The following is a 22,550-nucleotide window of genomic DNA, read 5'->3' as shown; positions in this document are numbered from 1 at the left end:
GCTATAAGAAAAGCCTATTTTTATCGTTTTCAATTCATTTTACATTTTTGTAAAAAGTTCATGGTATGAGACATGTCAGTTACTGTAAAAATGTTAGTCGACAAGGTAAAACTTGATGTTATCTACGGTGATGATGACTTATTATCAAAAGAGATTACAACGTCAGATATTTCACGTCCAGGACTTGAAATGACTGGCTATTTTGATTATTATTCACCAGAGCGTTTGCAGCTTTTAGGGATGAAAGAATGGTCATATCTAACGAAAATGACCTCACACAACCGTCGTCATGTCCTAAGAGAAATGATTAAACCAGAAACACCAGCCATTATTGTGGCGCGTAATTTGGCTATTCCAGAGGAAATGATTAGTGCTGCTAAGGAAAAAGGCATTGCGATTTTGCAAAGTCACGTCCCAACCAGTCGTTTGTCTGGTGAAATGTCATGGTATCTTGATTCTTGCTTAGCAGAACGTACAAGTGTCCATGGTGTTTTGATGGATATCTACGGCATGGGTGTCTTGATTCAAGGGGACTCTGGTATTGGTAAAAGTGAAACAGGTCTTGAGTTGGTTAAACGTGGTCACCGTTTGGTAGCAGATGACCGTGTGGATGTTTTTGCTAAAGATGAAGAAACCCTTTGGGGTGAACCAGCTGAGATTCTTCGTCACTTGCTAGAAATTCGCGGAGTTGGGATTATCGACGTTATGAGCCTGTACGGTGCGAGTGCTGTTAAGGATTCATCACAAGTTCAATTAGCCATTTACCTTGAAAATTATGAGTCAGGAAAAGTCTTTGACCGTCTTGGAAATGGTAATGAAGAACTTGAGTTGTCAGGAGTCAAAATTCCACGTCTACGTATCCCAGTTCAAACTGGTCGAAACATGTCAGTTGTTATTGAGGCAGCTGCCATGAACTATCGTGCCAAACAAATGGGATTTGATGCGACCAAGACTTTTGAAGAACGCTTAACCCAACTCATTACAAAGAATGAGGGGAACCAATGATTAATCCAATCGCGATTCAATTTGGTCCCTTTGCCATTCGCTGGTATGCGCTTTTCATTGTTTCGGGTATGCTTCTAGCAGTTTATTTAGCTATGAAAGAAGCACCACGACGTAAGATTATTCCAGATGATATTTTAGATTTTATTTTGATTGCTTTTCCATTGGCGATTATCGGGGCTCGTCTTTATTACGTGATGTTTGATTTTGACTATTACGCTAGTCAGCCTTGGACTGAGATTTTTGCGGTATGGCATGGAGGTCTAGCCATTTATGGTGGCTTGTTGACGGGAGCCATTGTTCTCTTTGTCTTTTCATATTATCGTGCCATTAATCCACTTGATTTCTTGGATATTGCAGCTCCTGGTGTGATGATTGCGCAAGCAATTGGGCGCTGGGGAAACTTTATCAATCAAGAAGCTTATGGTAAAGCCGTTAAGAGTCTCAACTACTTGCCTGATTTCATTAAAAATCAAATGTATATCGACGGTAGTTATCGCGTTCCGACCTTTTTATACGAGTCAATGTGGAACTTGCTTGGGTTTATCATTATCATGAGTGTGAGACACCGTCCACGTTTTCTAAAACAAGGAGAAGTAACATTCTTTTATTTGATTTGGTATGGTTGCGGACGCTTCGTGATTGAAGGCATGCGAACAGATAGTTTGATGTTCTTAGGTATGCGAGTATCACAATGGTTGTCAGCTGTACTAATTCTTCTTGGAATTGTCTTGGTCGTGTGGAGAAGAAACCAAAAAGATATTCCTTATTATCAGGAATAAGTGCTTAGGAGATAGGAGATAAGATGTTAGAAGTAGCTTTGTTAATTTTTGCCATCGCTTTTGCAGTTATGGTTGGCGTTTTTATACCAATTGGTGTTAAACTATATAAAACAGTTGATGTTGTTAATGAGACTATTGAGGAGTCAAAAGAAACGATTAAAGTGTTGACAAGTGATGTGAATGTATCCCTTCACCAAGCCAATGAAATCCTCGCTAAAGCTAATGTTTTAGTAGAAGATGTCAATGGCAAAGTGTCAACAATTGATCCTTTGTTTGTCGCAGTAGCAGACCTTTCAGAATCAGTTTCTGATTTGAATGCGCAAGCGCGTCGTCTCTCTCAAAAAGCAACTCAAGCAACATCAAATGTTGGTAAAGCTAGTGCAGCTTATGCTGTCGGTAAAGTTGCCTCAAAACTATTAAAAAAGGAGAAAGAGCATGAGTAAATTATTGAGAAATGTGATTATTGGTGTTGCCTCAGGTGCAGCTGCAGCTTATTTCCTATCTACTGAAAAAGGTAAAGAATTACAGAAAAAAGCAAGTAAAGCATATCAAGCTTACAAAGAAAATCCTTCTGAATACCATCAAAAAGCAAAAGATAAGGCAACAGAATACACTGACTTAGCAGTAGACACTTTTAACGATTACAAAGAAAAATTTGAATCAGGTGAGTTAACAACTGATGAATTTCTTGAAGTCGTTAAAGAAAAAGGTCAAGCAGCTGCTGACTATGCGACTGAAAAAGTATCAGAATTAACATCAAAAGTATCTGATGTCGTTGACGATGTTGCTGATAAAGCAGGTGACGTCAAAGAAGATGTGGAAGCTGAAGTTGATGATATTATCATTGACTACACAGCAAAAGAAGATGAAGCACCTTCTGAAGAACCAAAAGCTGAATCTGAAAAATCAGAAGAAGATACTAAAGCATAATAAAAAAGCGGTCCAAGGGGCCGCTTTTTTCGTATTAAAAAACTCCCAGCAATGGGAGCTTTTGTTTATCAATGTCTTAATGACCAAATAATGCTTGAAACAGCTGACGTAATGGCTAGGCTGATAAGAGAGGCAAATAAGAAAGCCCAGATTGGCGCCAGATTCAAGACAAGTAAAAAGAAAGATACCACAACAGTGGAAATAGCAAATAAAGCGATACGGGCAAAGAACATGAGTTCCTTGAGCTTAGCGCTTCTGTGATTAATTTCCTGAAATTCGTAAAATTTAGGGGTATCATCTACCTGAAGATGTTGTTCTTGTTCTTCAAGGTCTTTATGTTGCTTTAACGGTGTTGGCATAATCCCTCTCCTCTATTTCAACTGATATCATACCATAAATTAATATATTTGTCACCTTTTTTTAAAAAAAGCTCTTGACTCTTTGTCAAAAATATGTTTAAAATAGTTGTTCCTCTTTTTTGTTTCAAAATGAGGATTTCTTTTTGAGTCTCTCCTCTCATAAAGTTTTGCTCATTCTGAAGCTAGATAAAAATACTTTAGAAAGCTATAACAAAAGGATTCTGAGGAGATCTGAGTGACGAATTGTTATAGGAGTGGTATAATTAAAACGTTATGGAAAAAATAATTATTACTGCGACAGCTGAATCTATTGAGCAGGTCAAAGAGCTCTTAGATGCAGGTGTTGACCGCATTTATGTGGGTGAAGAAAATTATGGTTTGCGTTTGCCGCACAATTTCACGTATGATGAACTTCGTGAGATTGCTGATATGGTTCATGCCGCTGGTAAAGAATTGAGTGTTGCATGTAATGCATTGCTCCACCAAGACATGATCAATGCCGTTCGACCATACCTTGATTTCTTGAAAGAAATTAAAGCTGATTACGTGGTAGCTTGTGATGCTGGACTTTTCCACATCAACAAACACGAAGGTTACAACTTCAAGATGATTTACGATGCTTCAGTTTTCGTGACATCAAGTCGTCAAGTAAACTTCTGGGGTGACCACGGAGCAAGTGAAACAGTTCTTGCGCGTGAAATCCCATCAGCAGAATTGTTCCAAATGTCAGAAAATCTTCGCTACCCAGCTGAAGTACTTGTTTATGGGGCAACAGTTATCCATCATTCAAAACGTCCTTTGTTGCAAAATTACTATAATTTTACACACATTGATGATGAAAAAACTCGTGAACGTGGTCTTTTCCTTGCTGAACCAAGTAACAAAGACTCACATTATTCAATTTATGAAGACAAACACGGTACACACATCTTCGATACTGACGACCTTGATATGATGCCAAAAATAACAGAGTTGGTTGAACACAACTACACACACTGGAAATTAGATGGTATCTACTGCCCAGGTCATGATTTTGTTGAAATTGCAAAAATCTTTGTGAAAACAAAAGCCTTGATGGAAGCTGGTGAATTCACATCAGATCAAGCTTTCTTGTTTGATGAAGAAATCCGTAAATTGCATCCAAAAGGTCGTACACTTGGAACTGGATTCTACGAATTTGATCCAGAAGAAGTCAAATAAGGTTCACGCAAATATCTGTTTATCATGATTGAGTTACTATTTCAGGGCATGATAAGCAGGATTACACAGTTAAATGGATAAAGCTTAGCGTTTATCAAAAATCATTTTTACTATCTTGAAAATAGGAAGATTATAATGTCAAAAAATAATTTTAAACGTCCAGAGGTTTTAGCACCTGCTGGAACTCTTGAAAAATTAAAAGTCGCTGTAGATTACGGAGCAGATGCAGTCTTCGTAGGTGGTCAACAATACGGTCTTCGTAGCCGTGCTGGTAACTTCTCTATGGAAGAATTGCAAGAAGGGATTAACTATGCCCATGCTCGTGGTGCCCGTGTGCACGTCGCAGCTAACATGGTTACTCACGAAGGAAACGAAGTCGGTGCAGGAGAGTGGTTCCGTCAACTTCGTGACATGGGATTAGATGCTGTTATCGTATCAGACCCAGCCATGATTATGATTTGTTTAACAGAAGCACCAGGTTTAGAAGTCCATGTGTCTACACAAGCTTCTACAACTAACTATGAAGCTTTCGCTTTCTGGGAAGAAGTTGGTGTTTCACGTGTTGTTTTGGCGCGTGAAGTTGGGGTTGCTGAAATTGCAGAAATCCGCAAACACACATCACTTGAAATTGAAGCCTTCGTTCATGGGGCAATGTGTATCGGTTACTCAGGACGTTGTGTCCTTTCAAACCACATGAGTCACCGTGATGCTAACCGCGGTGGTTGTTCACAATCTTGCCGTTGGAAATATGACCTTTACGATATGCCATTTGGTCAAGAACGTAAAAGTCTTGAAGGCGAAATCCCAGAACCATTCTCAATGTCATCAGTTGACATGTGCATGATTGAACACTTGCCTGATTTGATTGACAATGGTGTAGATAGCTTCAAGATTGAAGGTCGTATGAAATCAATTCACTACGTATCAACAGTAACAAACTGCTACCGTGCAGCTGTTGATGCTTACCTTGAAAGCCCAGCAAAATTCGAAGCCATCAAAGGCGAATTGCTTGATGAGCTTTGGAAAGTTGCTCAACGTGAATTAGCAACTGGTTTCTACTACCAAACACCAACAGAAAACGAGCAACTCTTTGGCGCTCGTCGTAAAATACCACAATATAAATTTGTCGGTGAAGTTGTTGCCTTTGATGAAAGCACAATGACAGCAACAATCCGTCAACGTAACGTTATCCTCGAAGGAGATAAAGTCGAATTTTACGGTCCAGGTCTTCGTCACTTTGAAACAACTATCAAAGACTTGCACGATGCTGATGGCAATAAAATTGACCGCGCTCCAAATCCAATGGAATTACTAACAATCACTGTTCCACAAGCGGTTCAACCCGGCGACATGATTCGTGCTTGTAAAGAAGGGCTCGTTAACCTTTACAAAAACGATGGTTCCAGCAAAACTGTTCGCGCATAATTAATGCAGTAATAATAAAAAAATGAACGACTGATAAACATTTGTGTTTAAGTCGTTCATTTTTTGTTGAAATTTTGCAACTGAGATTTTCTAACTGTCGGCGGCACTAAGCTTAGACGCTTGATGTCATCAATAGGAATAATGGTTGAAATGTTTTTTTGGAAGTTCTTCAAAATGAGCTTGCCATTTTTAGCATCGTATTTGACCAAATCCCCTGTGAAACTTTCGTCCTCATAAATGGCATGAAGGGCAAGATGCTTGTCTTGGGCTTCCTTGATGATGGTAATGATTTTATTAGCTTTTAAATTAATCTCACTTGTCCGTGGCGCTCGAAAGTCAATGTAAGCTTGCGCTTGCTTTTTAAACTGCTTAATAATTTTTTTCATAGTCATTTATCCTAAAAATTGATAAAATGATTATACACCTTTTAAGAAAAAAAATAAATAATCAAAAGTTTAGAAATTTTTTACGAATATATTAAGTAGGAGGAGATAAATATGTCAGAATTTAAATTTGAAATCGTTGAACACTTGCTTACCCTATCAGAAAGCGATAAAGGATGGACAAAAGAATTGAATCGTGTCAGCTTTAACGGTGCTGAACCAAAATTTGATATTCGCTCTTGGAGCCCAGACCACAGCAAGATGGGGAAAGGTGTGACACTTACAAACGATGAGTTTAAAATCATTTTGGATGCTTTTCGTTCATGATAAAAAAAGTCAGCTAATCATTTTTCAAAATGGTTGGCTGTTTTTTTTGTGTTTAAGGCTGGTCAAATGCCACATTTTCCTCTATAATAGCCCTTGTAAACGTAATCATAAGATTTTTAGGTGAGGACAAATGGCAAATTTACAGTATAAAAACTATATTTTTGATTTTTACGGTACCTTGGTTGATATTGAAACCGATGAGGAAAATCCTCAATTATGGGAACAAATGGCAGAGCTTTATCGTGCCTATGGAGCTGATTATACTGGGCAAGCTCTAAAGACACACTACGATGCTTTAATTAAGCGACAAGAAGAGCAGTTGCGTAAGCGACTCAAACTGGAATATGTCGAAGTTGATTTGGTTCACGTCTTTATCGAACTCATGTTAGAAGCACCGCAAAAACATGCGACAGATAGCATTATCCTAGATTTAGAAACTTGGGGAAATCTGATTGCTCAGACTTTTAGAATGCTGTCACGTAAAAAATTGCAAGCCTATGAGCACACATTAGCGACTTTAAAAGCATTAAAAGCAGCAGGCGCCAAAGTTATCTTACTGTCAAATGCCCAACGAGCTTTCACTCAAGCAGAGATCGAAATGACAGGTTGTAGGGAGTTTTTAGATAAGATTTACATCTCGTCTGACCACAAAATGAAGAAACCACAAGTCGATTTTATGAATCTTGTTTTAGAAGAAAATCAGCTTGATCCAAAAGAAAGCGTCATGGTCGGCAACGACTTCACCAGTGATATGGCAATCGCGCAAGCAGCAGGCATGGATGGCATTATGCTAAACACCTTCCCATACAGCCAAGAAGACATTCAAAACCTTAACACCATGAATGCCAAAGTGATTGATGATATCAGTGAGTTGGTGGGGTGAGAGAATGAAAAAGAGTTTGGAATTTTTCCAAGCTCTCTTTATGGTATAAAGATTAGTAACATTTCAAATGCTATAATTTCTTAACTTTTTGTTTGAATAATAAAGTAAAGCAACTAGAAGTAATGCTCCTGCAAACACCACAACAAAAATGCGCCATGATAAGAAATCAGCAATAAAACCAAAGAAAAGAGAACCGATGGCAAGTGTTGGAATGGTCACTGTATAAAAAGCACTAAACACTTTTCCAAGGTGCTCATTTGGAATCTCAGTTTGTAAAATTGGCTTTTGAGCAACATGTGTTACTCCTAAAAATAGGCATGACACAAACCAAATTAGCAAGATGACGAAACGATTTTGTGTCAATGCAGTGGATCCAATTCCGATTCCAAAAATAATCGTTGCTAGCCAAAAAGCTTTACCGTAACTCAGTTTTTGTAATAAATAATTTGCCACAAAGGTTGTTCCGAGCAAAGTTCCCACAGCACAAGCAGATACTAAAAGACCATAAAAGGCAGAGTTACCAACTTCTTTAGCAATTAGGAGTTGATAAACGTTGAAACCACCAAAGAGAAAGTTAAGTATAGCCCCTCCAAGCGTAATTGAAAATACGACCTTATTTTTCAAAATAAAACGAAGTCCGCTAAGAAAGTCTGTTTCTTCAACACTTTTTTCAATTTTTTCTTTAAATCTTATCTTTCTGAACAAAATGATTGATCCCAAGAAAGTAAAGACATCAATAAAAAGTAAAGGAATATAACTGATAACAGAAAGTAAGAATCCACTAATAGCAGTGAAGACGTATTCTGTTCCGTTGTAAGCTATAGACATATACATCTCTGCTTTTACTAAATCTTTTGAAGCAACAATCTTTGGAACCAGCGCGTCTTGAACAGTGTAAGTATTTAGCCCGACAGTTGAGGCAATGAAAACGCAAGTAAAAATAATGGCTAAACTAAGATTAGCATTTATGCTTTTTAGGCACATTCCTACAATGATACCTAGTACGGCTAATAGTTGTGCCCACTCTAATAGTACTAATAGAAATTTTTTAGGGTGAGAGTCAATCTTCTTTCCAAAAACAAAAGAAAAGGTATTGGGAATAAAAATCAAAAAATTCAATAACCCAACATACCAAGCACTATTTGTCATTTCTAAGACATACCATGACAGAACAATAGTGTAAATTGAATCACCACAATTGCTAATTAATCGTCCCAGAAATACATGACTAAAGTCTTTATATTTTTTTAATATCATAAATCGTCCTTTCGCTGCTATAATTATAGCTGAATTCAATATTTTGTCAATATAAAAAATATTTCGATAATTTTTGCTAAGTTAAATTAAAAAAATCCCCAGACTAATATGGGGATTCCTTCACAAAAACAATTCTTCCAATTTGACGATAATGTCGCTGATTTCTTCTGGGCTTTTTTTAAAGTCACTTTCAATCCATGCAGAGATAATACTTTCGAAAGAGGCGCAGAAGGCTTCAATAATCAAATCATCAGTTATTTTACTTTTTTGCTTGATTCTATTTTTGAGATTAACATTTGTTGTGACCAATCGTTCTAGTAGCACACGAACGGTTTTTGAAAATTCTACATGAGGCGCTTGTGAGATGACTTTGAAGTGCTTGGCATCATCTTTAATACACTTTAGACTTTCGAGGATTTTATCTGGCTTATCAAGGTTTCCTTTGGATAAAATATTCCAGAATCTTTCGGAGGTTTCGTCACTGATGGTTGTTGCTAGATCATCTTTATCAAGAAAATGCTGGTAAAAAGTTCCACGGCTAACACCAGCTTTTTTGGCAATGTCAGCGACTGTGATTTCTGAATAAGTTTTGTCAAAAAGCAATTCAATAAGGGCGTTTTTTAGGCTTTCAACGCTATTTGTTTTTCGATTAATCGTCATATTATTCCCTTAATTAAACATATTATTAAAATCTGTTATGGTTTTTGGTTTGTTAATATTGTATTATTTTTTCGTAAAATGTTAAAGCGTTGACTTATCGTATTAAGCTTTTTGAAGCATAATGGGGTATGAGTTTTTATGAAGAAAGGATAGGAATATGTCAAAGACAAGAAAAGTATTTGGGTTTGTCGGATTGGTTCTTGCCATGTTTATGGGAGCTTTGGATGCTACTATCGTTAATATTGCCTTACCAGACATTATGAAGCATCTCAATTCTAGTTTGACAGATACGAGCTGGGTTTCAACGATTTATGTTCTGGCAATGGCTGCTTTTATTATTACAGTCTCTAAAATCGCTGATTTGTATGGGCGTAGATTGGTCATGCTGATTGGTGTTGCTATATTTGGAGTCTTTTCATTTGCCTGCATGATGGCAAATTCGCTAAGCTTTTTAATTGCTTTTCGCTTTTTCCAAGGAATCGGTGGGGCAATTCTGACACCGATTGTTTTACCAATGGGGATTGCACTTTTTGGAAAAGCAAACACAAGTAAGGTGACAGCAGTTATAGGTGCATTCAGCGCTTTGGCTGCAGCAAGCGGTCCAGTCATCGGTGGCTTTATCATTAATTGGGCAAGCTACAATTGGATTTTTGGAATTAATATTCCAATTGCCTTGATTTCTTTTGTGCTTATTCTAGTTGGCAACGAGGAATCTTATGATTTTAGTATTGCTAAAGAAATTGACTGGCTTGGCATGCTATTTTTGACTTGTGCCTTAGGAGGTTTGACATTTGGTCTTTTAGAAGGAAGAGAATATGGTTGGACGTCAACCATCATTTTATCAAGCTTTGCTATTAGTTTAGTTGGTTTAATCTTGTTAATTTTCGTAGAAGGAAAAGTAAAATCACCGATTATTGAATTGTCACTGTTCAAAGAAAAGACCTTTACAGCCTCAAGCATCATTTACATGATTTTTGGTTTTGCAATTATTGTGCCGTCATTGATTTTGAATTACTTCCTTCAAAATGTTCGTGGCTATAGCGCCCTTCATTCAGCTTATCTCATCGTGCCAACCTCTTTAGCGATTGCTGTGGGAATGCCTTTAGCAACCAAAATGTACCAAAAACTTTCTGCGAAACTTCTTATTGGTATTGGGATGTTTATCACAGCAGCTGGACTTTGTATGCTAAGTTTAGTTCAATTTGAAACTTCAGAAGCTATTATCATTTGTTGTAATGTGATTATTGGTCTTGGTTTAGGGTTTATGGCGATGTCTATGACTGCTTCTGTAAGATACCTTCCTGTTATTAAAACAGGAATTGGTTCTGGGATTGTCAACGCCTCAAGATATATCGGTCAGGCAGTTAGTATGGCACTGCTTGTGACTATTTTAAATGCCAATATTAACACGGCTAAGGATAATATCAGACATGATGCTTATGTCCAAATCGATAAGCATCAGTTATCAAATTCAGTGAAAACAGTTGCTAAAAAAGAAATCAAAGAAGTATTTGAATCTACAAGCAAGACCACTGATTCTTCTAAAAAACAAAATCAAATGCTGACGAAGGTCAAAGCTGCGGCTAGAAAGACTGATAATCTCCCTCTTCCTAAGAAAGGCAGCGATTATCGAAAACTCTATGATGCCAATAGTCAATTAGTCGCAGGCTCAGAAAAAGTCGTAGCCAACCTTCCAAAACAAATCAGCTCAGCCTTAGCACCTTTAAGCCAAGGTCAAGCGCAACTAGGACAAGGAATTCAACTCCTAGCCCAAAAAGAAGAACTAACCGATACCTTCCAAAAAATTAAAGACTCAAAAAACAAAAATCTTAGCCAAGCCTTCAACCAAGTCTTTATCATCGCATCGCTCATTGTCCTAATCACAAGCCCACTCGCTTACTTCACTGATAAAAAAGAAGAAAAGTGATGGAGAAAATTTGAGTATAACAAAACCACTAGCTTAGCTAGTGGTTTTTATTCTATAATCTTTCCGCTAAATTATTTCATTGTAGGGAATAACAAAGCGTCACGGATTGTTGTTGTATCTGTAAGGAGCATGACAAGACGGTCGATACCGATACCAAGTCCACCTGTTGGTGGCATACCGTATTCAAGGGCTTCGACGTAGTCGTAGTCAACACCTGTTGCTTCGTCGTCACCAAGTTCTTTAGCTTTAGCTTGAGCTTCGAAACGTGACAATTGATCGATTGGGTCGTTAAGCTCTGAATAAGCGTTACCGTATTCTTTAGTCATGATGAAGAGTTCGAAACGGTCAGTGAAGCGAGGATCTTCTGCATTTTTCTTAGCAAGTGGAGATACTTCAACTGGGTGTCCGTATACGAATGTTGGTTGGATCAATGTTTCTTCAACAAATTCTTCGAAGAAGGCGTTGATGATGTGACCAACTGAAGTGAAGTGTTTTTCAACTGGAACGTTTTTCTCTTTAGCAAGTTCTTGAGCTTCTTCAAGAGTCATTTCTTTCCAGAAGTCTACACCAGTAACTTCTTTGATAGCGTCAACCATGTGGATACGTTTGAATGGTTGGTCGATAGCAATTTCAGTACCTTGGTAAGTGATAGGTCCGTTACCGTTAACAGCAGCAGAAGCGTTTTGGATAATACCTTCTGTGATGTCCATGATGTCTTTGAAGTCAGCGTATGCTTCGTAAAGTTCGATCATAGTGAACTCAGGGTTGTGAGTTGCATCCATACCTTCGTTACGGAAGACACGTCCGATTTCGTAAACTTTTTCCATGCCACCAACGATAAGACGTTTCAAGTGAAGTTCCAAAGCGATACGAAGAACCATATCCATGTCTTGAGCGTTGTGGTGAGTGATGAATGGACGAGCAGCAGCACCACCAGCTTCGTTGTGAAGAACTGGAGTTTCAACTTCTAAGAAGCCAAGTCCATCAAGGTAACGACGGATTTCTGAGATGATTTTTGAACGTGTGACAAAGCGTTCGAAGCTTTCACGGTTTGAAATCAAATCAAGGTAACGTTTACGGTAGATTGTTTCAACGTCTGTAAGTCCGTGGAATTTTTCTGGAAGTGGACGAAGTGCTTTAGACAAGTGAGTGATGTGAGTTGCTTTGATTGTCAATTCACCCATGTCTGTACGCATGATTTCACCTTCGATACCGAGGAAGTCACCGAGGTCTGCTTTTTTGAAAATTTGATAGTTTTCGTCACCAACAGCATCTTTACGGACGTAGATTTGGATTTGACCGTCGCGGTCTTGGATGTGTGCAAAACCAACTTTACCTTTACCACGTTTAGTCATTAGACGACCAGCGATAGTAGCTGTTTCGTTAATTTCATGTAATTCTTCTTTGGTTTTGTCAGAGTATTTTTCTTTTAATTGACCAGAAGTAGCTGTGCGTTCAAATCGAGTTCCGAAAGGATCGATGCCTTGTTCAGCCAAAGCTGCCATTTTTTCACGACGCACGATTTGTTGGTCGTTTAATTCTTCGATGTGTTCGTTTGACATGTTTTCCTCCAATATATATTCTTTCCTATTGTAACATAAATGACGCTAGAATTCACTTTATTTTTGCTTGTGTTAGGGTGGCTTTTGGCAAGAAAGTGTTTTCCGGTCGCAGAATTGACTTTAATTGAAAAGAAGGGCAAAAAATAGTATAATATGTGACGGTAAAAATAACTTAGAGAGAAAAGAGATTCATGATTACTTCAATTGTTTTTGATGTTGACGATACGATTTATGACCAACAAGCGCCTTATCGCATTGCCGTTGAGAAATGTTTCCCTGATTTTGATATGAGTAAAATCAATCAAGCTTACATTCGTTTCCGTCATTATTCAGATGTTGGCTTCCCACGTGTTATGGCTGGTGAATGGACAACTGAATATTTCCGCTTCTGGCGTTGTAAAGAAACGTTGCTTGAATTTGGTTACCGCGAAATTGATGAAGCGACTGGTGTGCACTTCCAAGAAATCTACGAAGAAGAATTGGAAAACATCACAATGCTTGATGAAATGCGCATGACGCTTGATTTTCTTAAAGAAAAAGGTGTTCCAATGGGAATCATCACCAATGGTCCAACTGAACACCAATTGAAAAAAGTTAAAAAACTTGGTCTTTACGATTACGTTGACCCTAAACGTGTCCTTGTCAGCCAAGCGACTGGTTTCCAAAAACCTGAAAAAGAAATCTTCAACCTTGCTGCAGAGCAATTTGACATGAACCCTGCAACAACACTTTACGTTGGTGATTCTTACGACAACGATGTTGTCGGTGCCTTCAATGGTGGCTGGCACTCAATGTGGTTTAACCACCGTGGTCGTAGCTTAAAACCTGGTATCAAACCAGTTTATGACGTGGCTATCGATAACTTTGAACAATTATTTGGAGCTGTAAAAGTTCTCTTTGACCTTCCAGATAACAAGTTCATCTTTGACGTCAATGACAAGAAAAACCCAATCCTTGAAATGGGAATCAACAACGGCTTGATGATGGCAGCAGAACGTTTGCTAGAAAGTAACATGAGTATTGATAAAGTTGTTATCCTACTTCGTTTGGACAAACAACAAGAAAAAATTCTTCGTATGAAATACGCAAGAAACAGTAAATAAGCAAAGAAAAGCTCTCCTTATGGAGAGCTTTTTTGTACTTAAATTATTTTTCTTTGTAATAAGTATCGTTCCATTTGATACAAGAGTATTGATCGAAGTCAAAGGTTTCAATGACGGTAACACTGCCATTGTCCAAGCCACCATTTGAGCGTAGCACCGCAGGTTCATAACCAAGCAAACTTCTGATTGAAGCTGTAAAATTAGCGCCGTGTCCAACCAGAAGAACATGCTGGTAAGGTTGTCCTTTCATTGAACGGATAAAGCCTTCGACACGTTTTGTAGTTTGGTAAAGTGATTCAGCGTTGAAAATATCGTTATCAAATTTCGCCAGATTATGTCGGAAGGCATCCATTTGTGTTGGGTAGATGTCAGTCATTGTTGAGATTTTACTACCTTCAAGTCTTCCAAGATGCCATTCGCGTAGCGCTGGTTGAAAACTGATTGATTTTGGATAATTGCTACGTGACATGATGATTTTACAAGTATCACTGGCACGTTTTAAATCGCTGGAAAAGACAGCGTCGAATTTGATATCTTTGAGGTAGTCTCCTAATTTTTCAAGGTCTCGAACAGATTCTTCTAATAGTGGGGAGTCGCCATTTGCTCCTTGAAAACGCCCTTCGAGATTCCATTGTGTTTTACCATGGCGTACAAAATAAAATTTCATTCTTGTACCTTCTAATCTAAACCATTATTGGTGTGACTCGTCGCGTAAGTCAGCAAAGCTTGCACCGACAAAATCAGCCAAGGTTTGGCTATCGATGCGGATTGAGCGTCCAACTTCACCGGCAGAGACAATCATTGTTCCCATTTCTAGAGCACGGTTATCGATAAAGATTGGGAAATTGTGTTTTTGGTGAATGCCGACAGGATTATTTGCTCCGTGGATATAACCTGTTGTTTTTTGAAGATTCTTTTGTGGAATCATGCTGACTTTTTTATTGCCAGAAACTTTAGCTAGTTTTTTCTCAGAAAGGTGCTCAGTAATTTGAACAATTCCGATAAGTGGACCAGTTTTGTCACCAGTCAAGGCTAGGGTTTTGAAAATATCTGATTTTTCAATGCCTTCAGGTAGCTCGTCTTTCAATGCGTTGATGGCTAAGCTATCGTGTTCAATTTTGGCTTTATCTAAAATTTGGTCGACCAAAGTCTTTTTAAGTTTTGCTTTTTTTGCCATATTCCCTCTCAAGCTTTCTATTTCAGTCTATTCACCTACTATTTTACTAAAAAAATAAAAAGGTACAAGTTTTACCTTTTTATAGCGTATTGTAATAAGCTTGAACAAGTTCAACAAAATCTTCAACGTCATAGTCACTACCAAAATAATCATTAGCACTTTCTGACCAATAATCAGTTGGGTCAACGTGGTCAGTTCCGCCAAGGTAGTTGCTAACCATTTCGTGTGTCCAAATGCTTCCGTCACCATTTTCTTGACCAAGTGTCACGGGAAGGTCATATTTTTTAAGCATATAGGCCGTGTAATAAGCAGCATTGGCTAATTGTCTTGCAAAGCCATCTTGTGAGGTTTCATGTGTTAATTCAAATTGAATGTAGTAAGGATTGGCTTTGGTACCAGCGCCTTGAGCTTCGTATTTTTCATCAGCAATACGAAGAATGGTTGCATCGTCGATGAAAGAATGGACAAAAATGCCTTCTTCATTATAATTTTGAACCATATAGTTCACTTCACTTTGGATGGTTGAATCATCAACGCCAGTATCGTGAATAATGATTCCACGAGGTTTACCATCAGATGTTTTATAAGCGCTTTGTTCAAAGCTCTTTTCAATACTATCTGTAATCTCGCTGTGTGAATAGGTAAGTGTCCCAGCAATATATTGGTTGATGGCGTTAGTTTGCTGTAGTGAAATATCTTTGGTGTCGATATAGTAAGTCTCACCATTCATGTCAAATTCTGCAAGGGTAGCTTCACTTTCATTTAGTTTAGCCTTGTAATAATAAGCATTGATAGACAACTCAGTGTCTTTTGGAAGACTGGTGCTTGAGCCATTTTTTGTGTAAATATTAGCTTTAGTGCTTGAGACAGTGGCTGTTTGAGATGCAGTGTAGTTACTAGCTGATGACAAATCCAAACCTTGATCAAGCGCGTGGGTAATGATTCCTGAAAAGAAAAGTTTTGAAAGAATGATTAAAAGGGCAGCAAAGGAAATGACTAAGACAGAAATATTTAGGTAAACTGATTTTTGATGTCGTTTACTGCGAGAGAGATGTTTCTTTATTGTCATGCCTAAATTATAATTTGATTGGCTTAAAGAAAAATAAAAAGGGCTAGCGAGTTGCTAGTCCTTTATTTGTTATCGGCTTTTCCGAAAAGTTTTTCGTACGTTTCTTTTCGATCTTTGGTAACGGCGATTTGGTTCAAATCAAGAGCAGAATCAAATCCGCCGAGGTAACCTTGTGATGTATATTGATGAAGATCGTAATCCAAGTCTGTTTGTGGAGCGGCATCGTAGTAGCCAGAGTCAGAACCATAAGCAGGAATCCATACGGCATCAAAACCGTCAACAGAGATTTCTTGCTCGGTCATGAAGTAAGTACCAATGTAGATACCAACTTTTTCAGCTCCAAGTCGTTTTAATTCACTTAAGAATGCCTGTACACCTTTATTCATGTCTGACATAGTCGCTTCCTCAACGTCAATCCAGTAGAAAGTAGGTTTGTAAGGTGAAGCATTTTCGTAGAAGGTTCTTGCTTCATTTTTCATTTCCTTGACGCTTTTTCCGAGGGCGTAACTGTAGACAGCTACAGGAACATTTCGTTTTTGAAATTCTTTGATATGTGTCTTAAATGATTTATCGATACCAGTTGTATAGGCAGCGTTGCTATCTTTGCTGATTTGTGACCCTCCATAGACACGCACGATAGCACCAGAAATATTTTGAGATAAAGTGTCATAATCAATTTCATTTGGTAGTTGCCAACCTGAAACGTCGATAATCGGATTAAGAACAAATTCTTCATCAGTTTTAGAAGTTGATGTAGTAGGGGTCGTGCTTGCGCTACTCATAGTCGGGATAGAAGCCTTAGCCGAAGCCAGTTGTTGCTTTCGTAAGCCATCAGAGTGAGCTTTACCAATCACGAGAAGCAGCCCAAACAGGGCAAAGAAAACTACAACAACAATTGGTTTTAATCGTCTTCTCATTAGTCATATTTTAGCGTAAAAAGAATCAAAAATCAAAACAATGATCATTTTGTAACCAATTTGTCATATTTTTTAACAAACTATCTATGGACATCACGAAAGTCAGTAACGCCAGTAAAGCCTTTGCAATAAGCTTTTCTGAGATATGTTATTTGAAAAGGCTTTCTAGTTCTGTAACAATTGTTTCAGGTTCTGTTTTTGCAGAAAAGCGTTTGATGACATTTCCGTTTTGGTCAATGAGGAATTTGGCGAAATTCCATTCAATACGTTTGCCAAGCGGACCTTTTGCCTGACTTTTTAGCCAATCATAAAGTGGGTCAGCATCTTTACCATTAACTTTGATTTTAGCAAAACGTGGGAAAGTAGTTTGGTAATTTAGCGTACAGAAAGTATTGATTTCATCAGCAGTTCCTGGCGCCTGATTCATAAACTGGTTGCAAGGAAAATCTAAAATTTCAAAGCCTTTGTCATGATAAGTATCGTATAGGTTTTGCAAACCTTCGTATTGTGGTGTTAAGCCACATCCAGTTGCTGTATTAACCACCAAAAGAACTTTGCCTTGGTATTTTGAAAGAGAAATATCAGTACCGTCTTGAGCTTTGACGGTGAAGTCGTAGAGATTAGTCATGATTAAGCTCCTCTGTGTAAGTGATGATTTGGTCGACAGTATCACTTAAGAATCGGATAGTGTCGCGCAGTGGTTGAGCTGTTGAAATGTCAGCGCCGATTAATTTTGCGGTGTCAAGTGGAGTGCGTGAGCCACCAGATTTTAAGAAATTAAGCCAATCTTTGTCACCGTTTGGATTGTTTTTCAGATTAAGGTAACCAGTAGTTGAAATCACCATACCAGCTGAGTAAGTATAGCTGTAAAGTCCCATATAGTAATGACTTTGACGCATCCAAGTGAGAGCAGCGTCGTCATCGATTTCAACCGCATCACCCCAGAATTGACTTAGGACATCTTTCATAATGCTGTTAAGTTGTTCAGCACCAAATGTTTTTCCTTCTTCAATCAGATTATAAACACGACGTTGGAAAGCCGCTTCCAATAAATGGGTGATGAAGTTGTGGAAGTAAGTATCTGTCAAACGATGCGCTAGCGCAAAACGTTTTTGGCGTGGGTTATCAAATTGTTTTTCAAGATAATCACTTAAAAGAAGTTCATTGAAAGTTGATGGGGCTTCAACATAATAAGTTGACATATGTGTGTTGAAGTAGCTTTGGTTATTGTCTGAGAAGATAAATTGACCAGAGTGCCCAATTTCATGAATAAGTGTGTAAACGTCAGACATACGACCTGTCCAACTCATGAGGATATAGGGGTGAACTTTGTAAGGGTCAGCAGCATAACCACCAGAATCTTTGTTAGCATTAGCGGCAAAGTCAACCCAGCGTTCTTTTCTAAAACGAGAGACTTCGTTTGCGTATTCTTCTCCAAGAGGTGCCACAGATTTCATGACTAAATCATAAGCGTCATCAATAGTAACTTCAGGATTAAGTTCAGCGTCCAAGTCAAGTTTCCAGTCAGCAAATGTCATTTTATCAAGACCATTGACGTTGGCAACGTGTTTGAGATATTTTTGAGCTACTGGAGCAAATTCAGTCATGATAAGGTCGATTTGTCGGTCGAACATGGCACGGTCAACCTCTTGCTCAGCTAAAAGATAATCAAAGACTGAGTCATAGCCACGCATATCGGCGATGAGTTTTTCAGATTTGACTTGGGCAAGATAAGCGCTAGCAGCGGCATTTTGGTGTTTGCGAAGCCCTGCTGAGAAAGAACGAAAAGCTTTTTCACGAACGTCAGCATTTTCATGGTTTTGATAGAAGTTTTCATAAGTGACAAAAGAGTTTTTATAGATTTTACCATCAACTTCAAAATCGTCCATTTCAAAGTCACCTGCACGCATCTTAGTGTAAATATCTTGCGGTGCTCCAAAAACTTCGCCAAGGTTAGTCAATGTTTTTTCAACTTCTGGTGAGATAAAGTGACTCTTCTTGATTTTGGCTTGACGAATTTCTGCGCTAAAATGTGGGTTAGCTTCTAAAGTATCAAGAATGTCAGAATCAGCAGTAGCAAGAGCAGTGTCAAAGAAGCTGAGCTCTACGTTAGCTTTTGTAAAGAAATCTGCACCAGCCTTAGCAATCTGCGCAAATTCTTCATTGCTAAAATCTGTTGTTTGTGGCATAAAAGCGTAGTTGTCAATGTGACTCATTTCGATGTAGATTTGCTCAATTTCATAAAGCGCACGAGTAAAGTCATCAATTGTTGAGAGTTTATCTTGGTAATTTTTCTTGAAAAGATTAATATCTTCTAGTGTCTTTTCGATGTGACGCAGGAAATCTTCGCGGTCTTGGTAAAGAGCACTCAAATCCCACAGTTCATTTTCAGGAAATTCAGAACGGTGTTTTAATTCCATGGTTTTACCTCTTCTTATAACATTATTATGGAACAGTATATCAGAAAAAAGCGTTTTACTGAAAAGAGAGCTATTATTTTTTGGAAAATTTTTTTGAGTAAAAGATAGAATTTTAGTAAAGCGGTGACATCGCTTATCTAACAAGCTTTGTCAGAAATTCTGGCTAACAAGTTTATTTAAAAAAGTCAGAAAATTATATAAAATAATGTGCAATTTATAGAAATTGGGTTACATTTTCCGTAAAAAGTGGTATGATTAAGTAGTACGCTTGTAATAAAGGATTAAAATCCGAACAAAAAAGGAGTGAAGAGTGTGACAATCCAAAAACTGGAGAACAATGATACCCAGTCGATCATTACCGAGGAAGTCAAAGTACTAAAAAGCTTACTCGATGAAACAACCCATCAAATGGTTGGTGATGAGGTATTCGCTAAAATTCAAAACATTGTTGAATTGTCAGCAAGTGATGAATACGGCAAACTTGAAGAACTAGTAGCTCAGTTAACCAACGAAGAGATGGTTGTTGTGTCTCGTTATTTTTCAATTTTGCCACTGTTAATCAACATTTCTGAAGACGTTGACTTTGCTTATGAAATCAACTACCAAAATAATACAAATCAGGATTATCTTGGCAAACTCTCTATGACTGTTGACATGGTTTCAGAAAGCGAAAACTCTAAAGAAATCCTTGAAAACGTAAATGTTGTACCTGTCTTGACTGCTCACCCAACACAAGTTCAACGTAAAACGGTTCTTGAATTAACAAACCATATTCACGACCTTTTGCGTAAATACCGTGATGTGAAAGCAGGAGTTGTTAACCGTCAAAAATGGTACACTGACTTACGCCGTTACATTGAAATCATCATGCAAACGGACATCATTCGTGAGAAAAAACTTAAGGTAAAAAATGAAATTACCAATGTAATGGAATATTACAATGGATCCTTAATTCAAGCGATTACTAAGTTGACGTCAGAGTACAAACGTTTAGCTGCTGAAAAAGGTATCGACCTTACAAATCCAAAACCTATCACAATGGGTATGTGGATTGGTGGTGACCGTGATGGTAACCCATACGTAACTGCTGAAACTCTTCGTTTGTCAGCTACTGTTCAAAGTGAAGTCATCATCAATTATTACATTGAAAAATTGACAGGTCTTTACCGCACATTCTCACTTTCAACAACGTTGACTAAAATCAGCCCAGAAGTTGAACGTTTGGCAGAATTATCAAGCGATAAATCAATTTATCGTGAAAATGAACCATACCGTAAAGCTTTCAACTACATCCAATCAAAATTGATTCAAACATTAATTGAATTGAAAGCTGGTCCAACTATTTCACGTCGTGCACTTGAAAATAGTAAACTTGGTTCAGACGTTTACGCAAGCACTAACAACGCAAGTGTTATTGCTAAGTATTTGCAAAACAAAGTTAATAAAGTTTCATCAGAACTTCAAGATGAAATTCCAAGTTATAAAACAGCTAAAGAATTCAAAGACGACTTGCTCATCATCAAACAATCATTGCTTGATAATGGAGACGATGCTCTCTTGACAGGTGACTTTAGCGAGTTGCTTCAAGCCGTTGATGTCTTTGGTTTCTACCTTGCAACAATCGATATGCGCCAAGATTCAAGCGTTAACGAAGCTTGTGTCGCAGAATTGTTGAAATCAGCAAATATCGTTGACGACTATAGCGCTCTTTCTGAAGAAGAAAAAGTTAAAGTTCTTCTTAAAGAATTGCAAGAAGACCCACGTACATTGTCATCAACAAATGCTGAAAAATCTGAACAACTTCAAAAAGAATTGGCTATTTTCCAAACAGCTCGTTACCTTAAAGATAAATTAGGTGATGAAGTCATCAAACAACACATCATTTCACACACTGAAAGTGTTTCTGATATGTTTGAATTGGCTATCATGCTTAAAGAAGTTGGACTTCTTGATAACCAAAAAGCGCGTGTTCAAATCGTACCACTTTTTGAAACAATCGAAGACCTTGAAAACTCACGTGGTATCATGGAAGAATATCTTGATTATGATATCGTTCGTCGTTGGGTTACAGCTAACAAAGGTTACCAGGAAATCATGCTTGGTTACTCAGATAGTAACAAAGACGGTGGTTACCTATCATCTGTATGGACACTTTACAAAGCTCAAAATGAATTGACTCGCATCGGTTCAGAACGTGGCATTAAAGTGACATTCATCCATGGTCGTGGTGGTACTGTCGGTCGTGGTGGTGGCCCATCATATGAAGCAATCACTTCACAACCATTTGGTTCTATTAAAGACCGCATTCGTTTGACAGAACAAGGTGAAATCATCGAAAACAAATACGGTAATAAAGATGTTGCTTACTACAACCTTGAAATGTTGCTTTCAGCGACAGTTGACCGTATCGTTACTCGCATGATTACAAATCCAGATGAAATCGATACTTTCCGTGAAACAATGGATGGCATTGTGACATACTCAAATGGCGTTTACCGTGATTTGGTATTTGGCAATCCACATTTCTACGATTACTTCTTCGAAGCTACTCCAATTAAAGAAGTATCAAGCTTGAACATTGGTTCACGTCCAGCTGCTCGTAAGACAATCACAGAAATCTCTGGTCTTCGTGCAATTCCTTGGGTATTCTCATGGTCACAAAGTCGTATCATGTTCCCAGGTTGGTACGGTGTTGGTTCTGCCTTCAAACATTTCATCGATGCTGAAGAAGGTAACCTTGAAAAACTTCAACACATGTATGAAAAATGGCCATTCTTCCATTCACTTCTTTCAAATGTAGACATGGTATTGTCTAAATCAAACATGAATATTGCTTTCCAATATTCAAAATTGGCTGAAAGTGAAGAAGTTCGTAGCGTCTTCAATGTTATTCTTGACGAATGGCAATTGACAAAAGATGTTATCTTGGCAATTGAAAAACATGATAACTTGTTGGAAGAAAATCCATCACTTCGCGCAAGTTTGGATTACCGCATTCCATACTTTAACGTTTTGAACTACATTCAAATTGAATTAATTAAACGTTTGCGCCACGATGAGTTGGACGAAGATTACGAAAAACTCATTCACACTACAATTAATGGTATTGCCACAGGATTACGTAATTCTGGCTGATATGTTTAACCAAGGTCAAGGTCTGGGATTAA

22 protein-coding genes are annotated in these 22,550 nt (G+C 38.0%); 11 read left to right on the top strand and 11 right to left on the bottom strand.

The window, feature by feature from the left end:
• Window positions 1-72 precede the first annotated feature (72 nt).
• From hprK to BLR83_RS04915, 4 genes are read left to right on the top strand one after another with little or no spacing between them, the layout of a single operon-like run.
• Complete coding sequence (gene hprK / locus BLR83_RS04930) at window positions 73-1,005, top strand: HPr(Ser) kinase/phosphatase (protein ID WP_020917207.1); 933 nt, start codon at window positions 73-75, stop codon at window positions 1,003-1,005.
• Window positions 1,002-1,784, top strand: a complete 783-nt coding sequence (gene lgt / locus BLR83_RS04925) for a prolipoprotein diacylglyceryl transferase (protein ID WP_074560685.1) — start codon at window positions 1,002-1,004, stop codon at window positions 1,782-1,784. Before hprK ends, lgt begins: the two co-directional genes overlap by 4 nt.
• A gap of 23 nt (window positions 1,785-1,807) precedes the next feature.
• The gene (locus tag BLR83_RS04920) at window positions 1,808-2,227 is read left to right on the top strand and encodes a DUF948 domain-containing protein (RefSeq protein WP_014335086.1); all 420 of its coding nucleotides are present in this window, start codon (window positions 1,808-1,810) and stop codon (window positions 2,225-2,227) included.
• Window positions 2,220-2,714: a YtxH domain-containing protein gene (locus BLR83_RS04915; RefSeq protein ID WP_074560684.1), complete on the top strand. Its 495-nt coding sequence runs from the start codon at window positions 2,220-2,222 to the stop codon at window positions 2,712-2,714. Before BLR83_RS04920 ends, BLR83_RS04915 begins: the two co-directional genes overlap by 8 nt.
• A gap of 68 nt (window positions 2,715-2,782) precedes the next feature.
• Here the strand turns inward: BLR83_RS04915 and BLR83_RS04910 are convergent, their stop codons facing one another.
• Complete coding sequence (locus BLR83_RS04910; protein ID WP_014335084.1) at window positions 2,783-3,073, bottom strand: DUF3270 domain-containing protein; 291 nt, start codon at window positions 3,071-3,073, stop codon at window positions 2,783-2,785.
• Window positions 3,074-3,346: 273 nt separating this feature from the next.
• Here BLR83_RS04910 and BLR83_RS04905 point away from each other — a divergent pair, with 273 nt between their 5' ends.
• Complete coding sequence (locus BLR83_RS04905) at window positions 3,347-4,273, top strand: peptidase U32 family protein (protein WP_074481448.1); 927 nt, start codon at window positions 3,347-3,349, stop codon at window positions 4,271-4,273.
• Between the two features lie 135 nt (window positions 4,274-4,408).
• Window positions 4,409-5,698: a peptidase U32 family protein gene (locus BLR83_RS04900; protein WP_074560683.1), complete on the top strand. Its 1,290-nt coding sequence runs from the start codon at window positions 4,409-4,411 to the stop codon at window positions 5,696-5,698.
• 56 nt (window positions 5,699-5,754) lie between these two features.
• Here BLR83_RS04900 and BLR83_RS04895 read toward each other — a convergent pair whose 3' ends face one another.
• Window positions 5,755-6,084 (bottom strand): hypothetical protein, encoded by a 330-nt coding sequence (locus BLR83_RS04895; RefSeq protein WP_074560682.1) that lies wholly within the window; start codon window positions 6,082-6,084, stop codon window positions 5,755-5,757.
• Between the two features lie 111 nt (window positions 6,085-6,195).
• On the opposite strand from BLR83_RS04895, the gene BLR83_RS04890 reads away from it, so the two are divergent.
• On the top strand, window positions 6,196-6,408 hold the full coding sequence (locus BLR83_RS04890) for a YdbC family protein (RefSeq protein WP_014335080.1): 213 nt from the start codon (window positions 6,196-6,198) through the stop codon (window positions 6,406-6,408).
• Window positions 6,409-6,538: 130 nt separating this feature from the next.
• Window positions 6,539-7,291, top strand: a complete 753-nt coding sequence (locus BLR83_RS04885; protein ID WP_074560681.1) for an HAD family hydrolase — start codon at window positions 6,539-6,541, stop codon at window positions 7,289-7,291.
• A 63-nt stretch (window positions 7,292-7,354) separates the two neighbouring features.
• On the opposite strand, the gene BLR83_RS04880 is transcribed toward BLR83_RS04885, so the two are convergent.
• Window positions 7,355-8,548, bottom strand: coding sequence for an MFS transporter (locus BLR83_RS04880; protein ID WP_074560680.1), 1,194 nt, complete (start codon window positions 8,546-8,548; stop codon window positions 7,355-7,357).
• 120 nt (window positions 8,549-8,668) lie between these two features.
• Window positions 8,669-9,208, bottom strand: a complete 540-nt coding sequence (locus BLR83_RS04875; RefSeq protein ID WP_074560679.1) for a TetR/AcrR family transcriptional regulator — start codon at window positions 9,206-9,208, stop codon at window positions 8,669-8,671.
• Window positions 9,209-9,365: 157 nt separating this feature from the next.
• On the opposite strand from BLR83_RS04875, the gene BLR83_RS04870 reads away from it, so the two are divergent.
• Window positions 9,366-11,135, top strand: coding sequence for an MFS transporter (locus tag BLR83_RS04870; RefSeq protein WP_074560678.1), 1,770 nt, complete (start codon window positions 9,366-9,368; stop codon window positions 11,133-11,135).
• Between the two features lie 71 nt (window positions 11,136-11,206).
• Here BLR83_RS04870 and lysS read toward each other — a convergent pair whose 3' ends face one another.
• Window positions 11,207-12,697 carry a lysine--tRNA ligase gene (lysS, locus tag BLR83_RS04865; RefSeq protein WP_039696537.1) on the bottom strand — a complete coding sequence of 497 codons (1,491 nt, stop codon included), beginning with the start codon at window positions 12,695-12,697 and terminating at the stop codon, window positions 11,207-11,209.
• Between the two features lie 191 nt (window positions 12,698-12,888).
• Here lysS and BLR83_RS04860 point away from each other — a divergent pair, with 191 nt between their 5' ends.
• Window positions 12,889-13,800, top strand: coding sequence for an HAD family hydrolase (locus tag BLR83_RS04860; protein ID WP_074560677.1), 912 nt, complete (start codon window positions 12,889-12,891; stop codon window positions 13,798-13,800).
• A 43-nt stretch (window positions 13,801-13,843) separates the two neighbouring features.
• On the opposite strand, the gene BLR83_RS04855 is transcribed toward BLR83_RS04860, so the two are convergent.
• The 6 genes from BLR83_RS04855 to pepF form a co-directional block, all read right to left on the bottom strand.
• Entirely contained in the window at window positions 13,844-14,467 is a 624-nt protein-coding gene (locus BLR83_RS04855) for a histidine phosphatase family protein (protein ID WP_074560676.1), read from the bottom strand.
• Between the two features lie 24 nt (window positions 14,468-14,491).
• Window positions 14,492-14,977: an aminoacyl-tRNA deacylase gene (locus tag BLR83_RS04850; protein ID WP_074560675.1), complete on the bottom strand. Its 486-nt coding sequence runs from the start codon at window positions 14,975-14,977 to the stop codon at window positions 14,492-14,494.
• Between the two features lie 79 nt (window positions 14,978-15,056).
• Window positions 15,057-16,046: a peptidoglycan recognition protein family protein gene (locus tag BLR83_RS04845; RefSeq protein WP_074560674.1), complete on the bottom strand. Its 990-nt coding sequence runs from the start codon at window positions 16,044-16,046 to the stop codon at window positions 15,057-15,059.
• Window positions 16,047-16,108: 62 nt separating this feature from the next.
• Window positions 16,109-16,963 carry a glycoside hydrolase family 25 protein gene (locus BLR83_RS04840; protein WP_074560673.1) on the bottom strand — a complete coding sequence of 285 codons (855 nt, stop codon included), beginning with the start codon at window positions 16,961-16,963 and terminating at the stop codon, window positions 16,109-16,111.
• A gap of 148 nt (window positions 16,964-17,111) precedes the next feature.
• On the bottom strand, window positions 17,112-17,591 hold the full coding sequence (locus tag BLR83_RS04835) for a glutathione peroxidase (RefSeq protein WP_074560672.1): 480 nt from the start codon (window positions 17,589-17,591) through the stop codon (window positions 17,112-17,114).
• Window positions 17,584-19,383: an oligoendopeptidase F gene (pepF, locus tag BLR83_RS04830; RefSeq protein ID WP_074560671.1), complete on the bottom strand. Its 1,800-nt coding sequence runs from the start codon at window positions 19,381-19,383 to the stop codon at window positions 17,584-17,586. The genes BLR83_RS04835 and pepF overlap by 8 nt, the downstream gene beginning before the upstream one ends.
• A gap of 312 nt (window positions 19,384-19,695) precedes the next feature.
• On the opposite strand from pepF, the gene ppc reads away from it, so the two are divergent.
• Window positions 19,696-22,518: a phosphoenolpyruvate carboxylase gene (gene ppc / locus BLR83_RS04825; RefSeq protein WP_074560670.1), complete on the top strand. Its 2,823-nt coding sequence runs from the start codon at window positions 19,696-19,698 to the stop codon at window positions 22,516-22,518.
• Window positions 22,519-22,550: the final 32 nt, after the last annotated feature.

Source organism: Streptococcus equinus, from assembly GCF_900101445.1.
GTDB classification, from domain to species: Bacteria; Bacillota; Bacilli; order Lactobacillales; family Streptococcaceae; genus Streptococcus; species Streptococcus equinus_B.
This window is presented reverse-complemented; position numbering and strand designations above follow the sequence as displayed.

Bases quoted from the DNA above. Each gene is read 5' to 3' on its own strand.
- hprK (WP_020917207.1), top strand. From the start codon at position 73: ATGTCAGTTACTGTAAAAATGTTAGTCGACAAGGTAAAACTTGATGTT.
- lgt (WP_074560685.1), top strand. From the start codon at position 1,002: ATGATTAATCCAATCGCGATTCAATTTGGTCCCTTTGCCATTCGCTGG.
- BLR83_RS04920 (WP_014335086.1), top strand. From the start codon at position 1,808: ATGTTAGAAGTAGCTTTGTTAATTTTTGCCATCGCTTTTGCAGTTATG.
- BLR83_RS04915 (WP_074560684.1), top strand. From the start codon at position 2,220: ATGAGTAAATTATTGAGAAATGTGATTATTGGTGTTGCCTCAGGTGCA.
- BLR83_RS04910 (WP_014335084.1), bottom strand. From the start codon at position 3,073: ATGCCAACACCGTTAAAGCAACATAAAGACCTTGAAGAACAAGAACAA.
- BLR83_RS04905 (WP_074481448.1), top strand. From the start codon at position 3,347: ATGGAAAAAATAATTATTACTGCGACAGCTGAATCTATTGAGCAGGTC.
- BLR83_RS04900 (WP_074560683.1), top strand. From the start codon at position 4,409: ATGTCAAAAAATAATTTTAAACGTCCAGAGGTTTTAGCACCTGCTGGA.
- BLR83_RS04895 (WP_074560682.1), bottom strand. From the start codon at position 6,084: ATGAAAAAAATTATTAAGCAGTTTAAAAAGCAAGCGCAAGCTTACATT.
- BLR83_RS04890 (WP_014335080.1), top strand. From the start codon at position 6,196: ATGTCAGAATTTAAATTTGAAATCGTTGAACACTTGCTTACCCTATCA.
- BLR83_RS04885 (WP_074560681.1), top strand. From the start codon at position 6,539: ATGGCAAATTTACAGTATAAAAACTATATTTTTGATTTTTACGGTACC.
- BLR83_RS04880 (WP_074560680.1), bottom strand. From the start codon at position 8,548: ATGATATTAAAAAAATATAAAGACTTTAGTCATGTATTTCTGGGACGA.
- BLR83_RS04875 (WP_074560679.1), bottom strand. From the start codon at position 9,208: ATGACGATTAATCGAAAAACAAATAGCGTTGAAAGCCTAAAAAACGCC.
- BLR83_RS04870 (WP_074560678.1), top strand. From the start codon at position 9,366: ATGTCAAAGACAAGAAAAGTATTTGGGTTTGTCGGATTGGTTCTTGCC.
- lysS (WP_039696537.1), bottom strand. From the start codon at position 12,697: ATGTCAAACGAACACATCGAAGAATTAAACGACCAACAAATCGTGCGT.
- BLR83_RS04860 (WP_074560677.1), top strand. From the start codon at position 12,889: ATGATTACTTCAATTGTTTTTGATGTTGACGATACGATTTATGACCAA.
- BLR83_RS04855 (WP_074560676.1), bottom strand. From the start codon at position 14,467: ATGAAATTTTATTTTGTACGCCATGGTAAAACACAATGGAATCTCGAA.
- BLR83_RS04850 (WP_074560675.1), bottom strand. From the start codon at position 14,977: ATGGCAAAAAAAGCAAAACTTAAAAAGACTTTGGTCGACCAAATTTTA.
- BLR83_RS04845 (WP_074560674.1), bottom strand. From the start codon at position 16,046: ATGACAATAAAGAAACATCTCTCTCGCAGTAAACGACATCAAAAATCA.
- BLR83_RS04840 (WP_074560673.1), bottom strand. From the start codon at position 16,963: ATGAGAAGACGATTAAAACCAATTGTTGTTGTAGTTTTCTTTGCCCTG.
- BLR83_RS04835 (WP_074560672.1), bottom strand. From the start codon at position 17,591: ATGACTAATCTCTACGACTTCACCGTCAAAGCTCAAGACGGTACTGAT.
- pepF (WP_074560671.1), bottom strand. From the start codon at position 19,383: ATGGAATTAAAACACCGTTCTGAATTTCCTGAAAATGAACTGTGGGAT.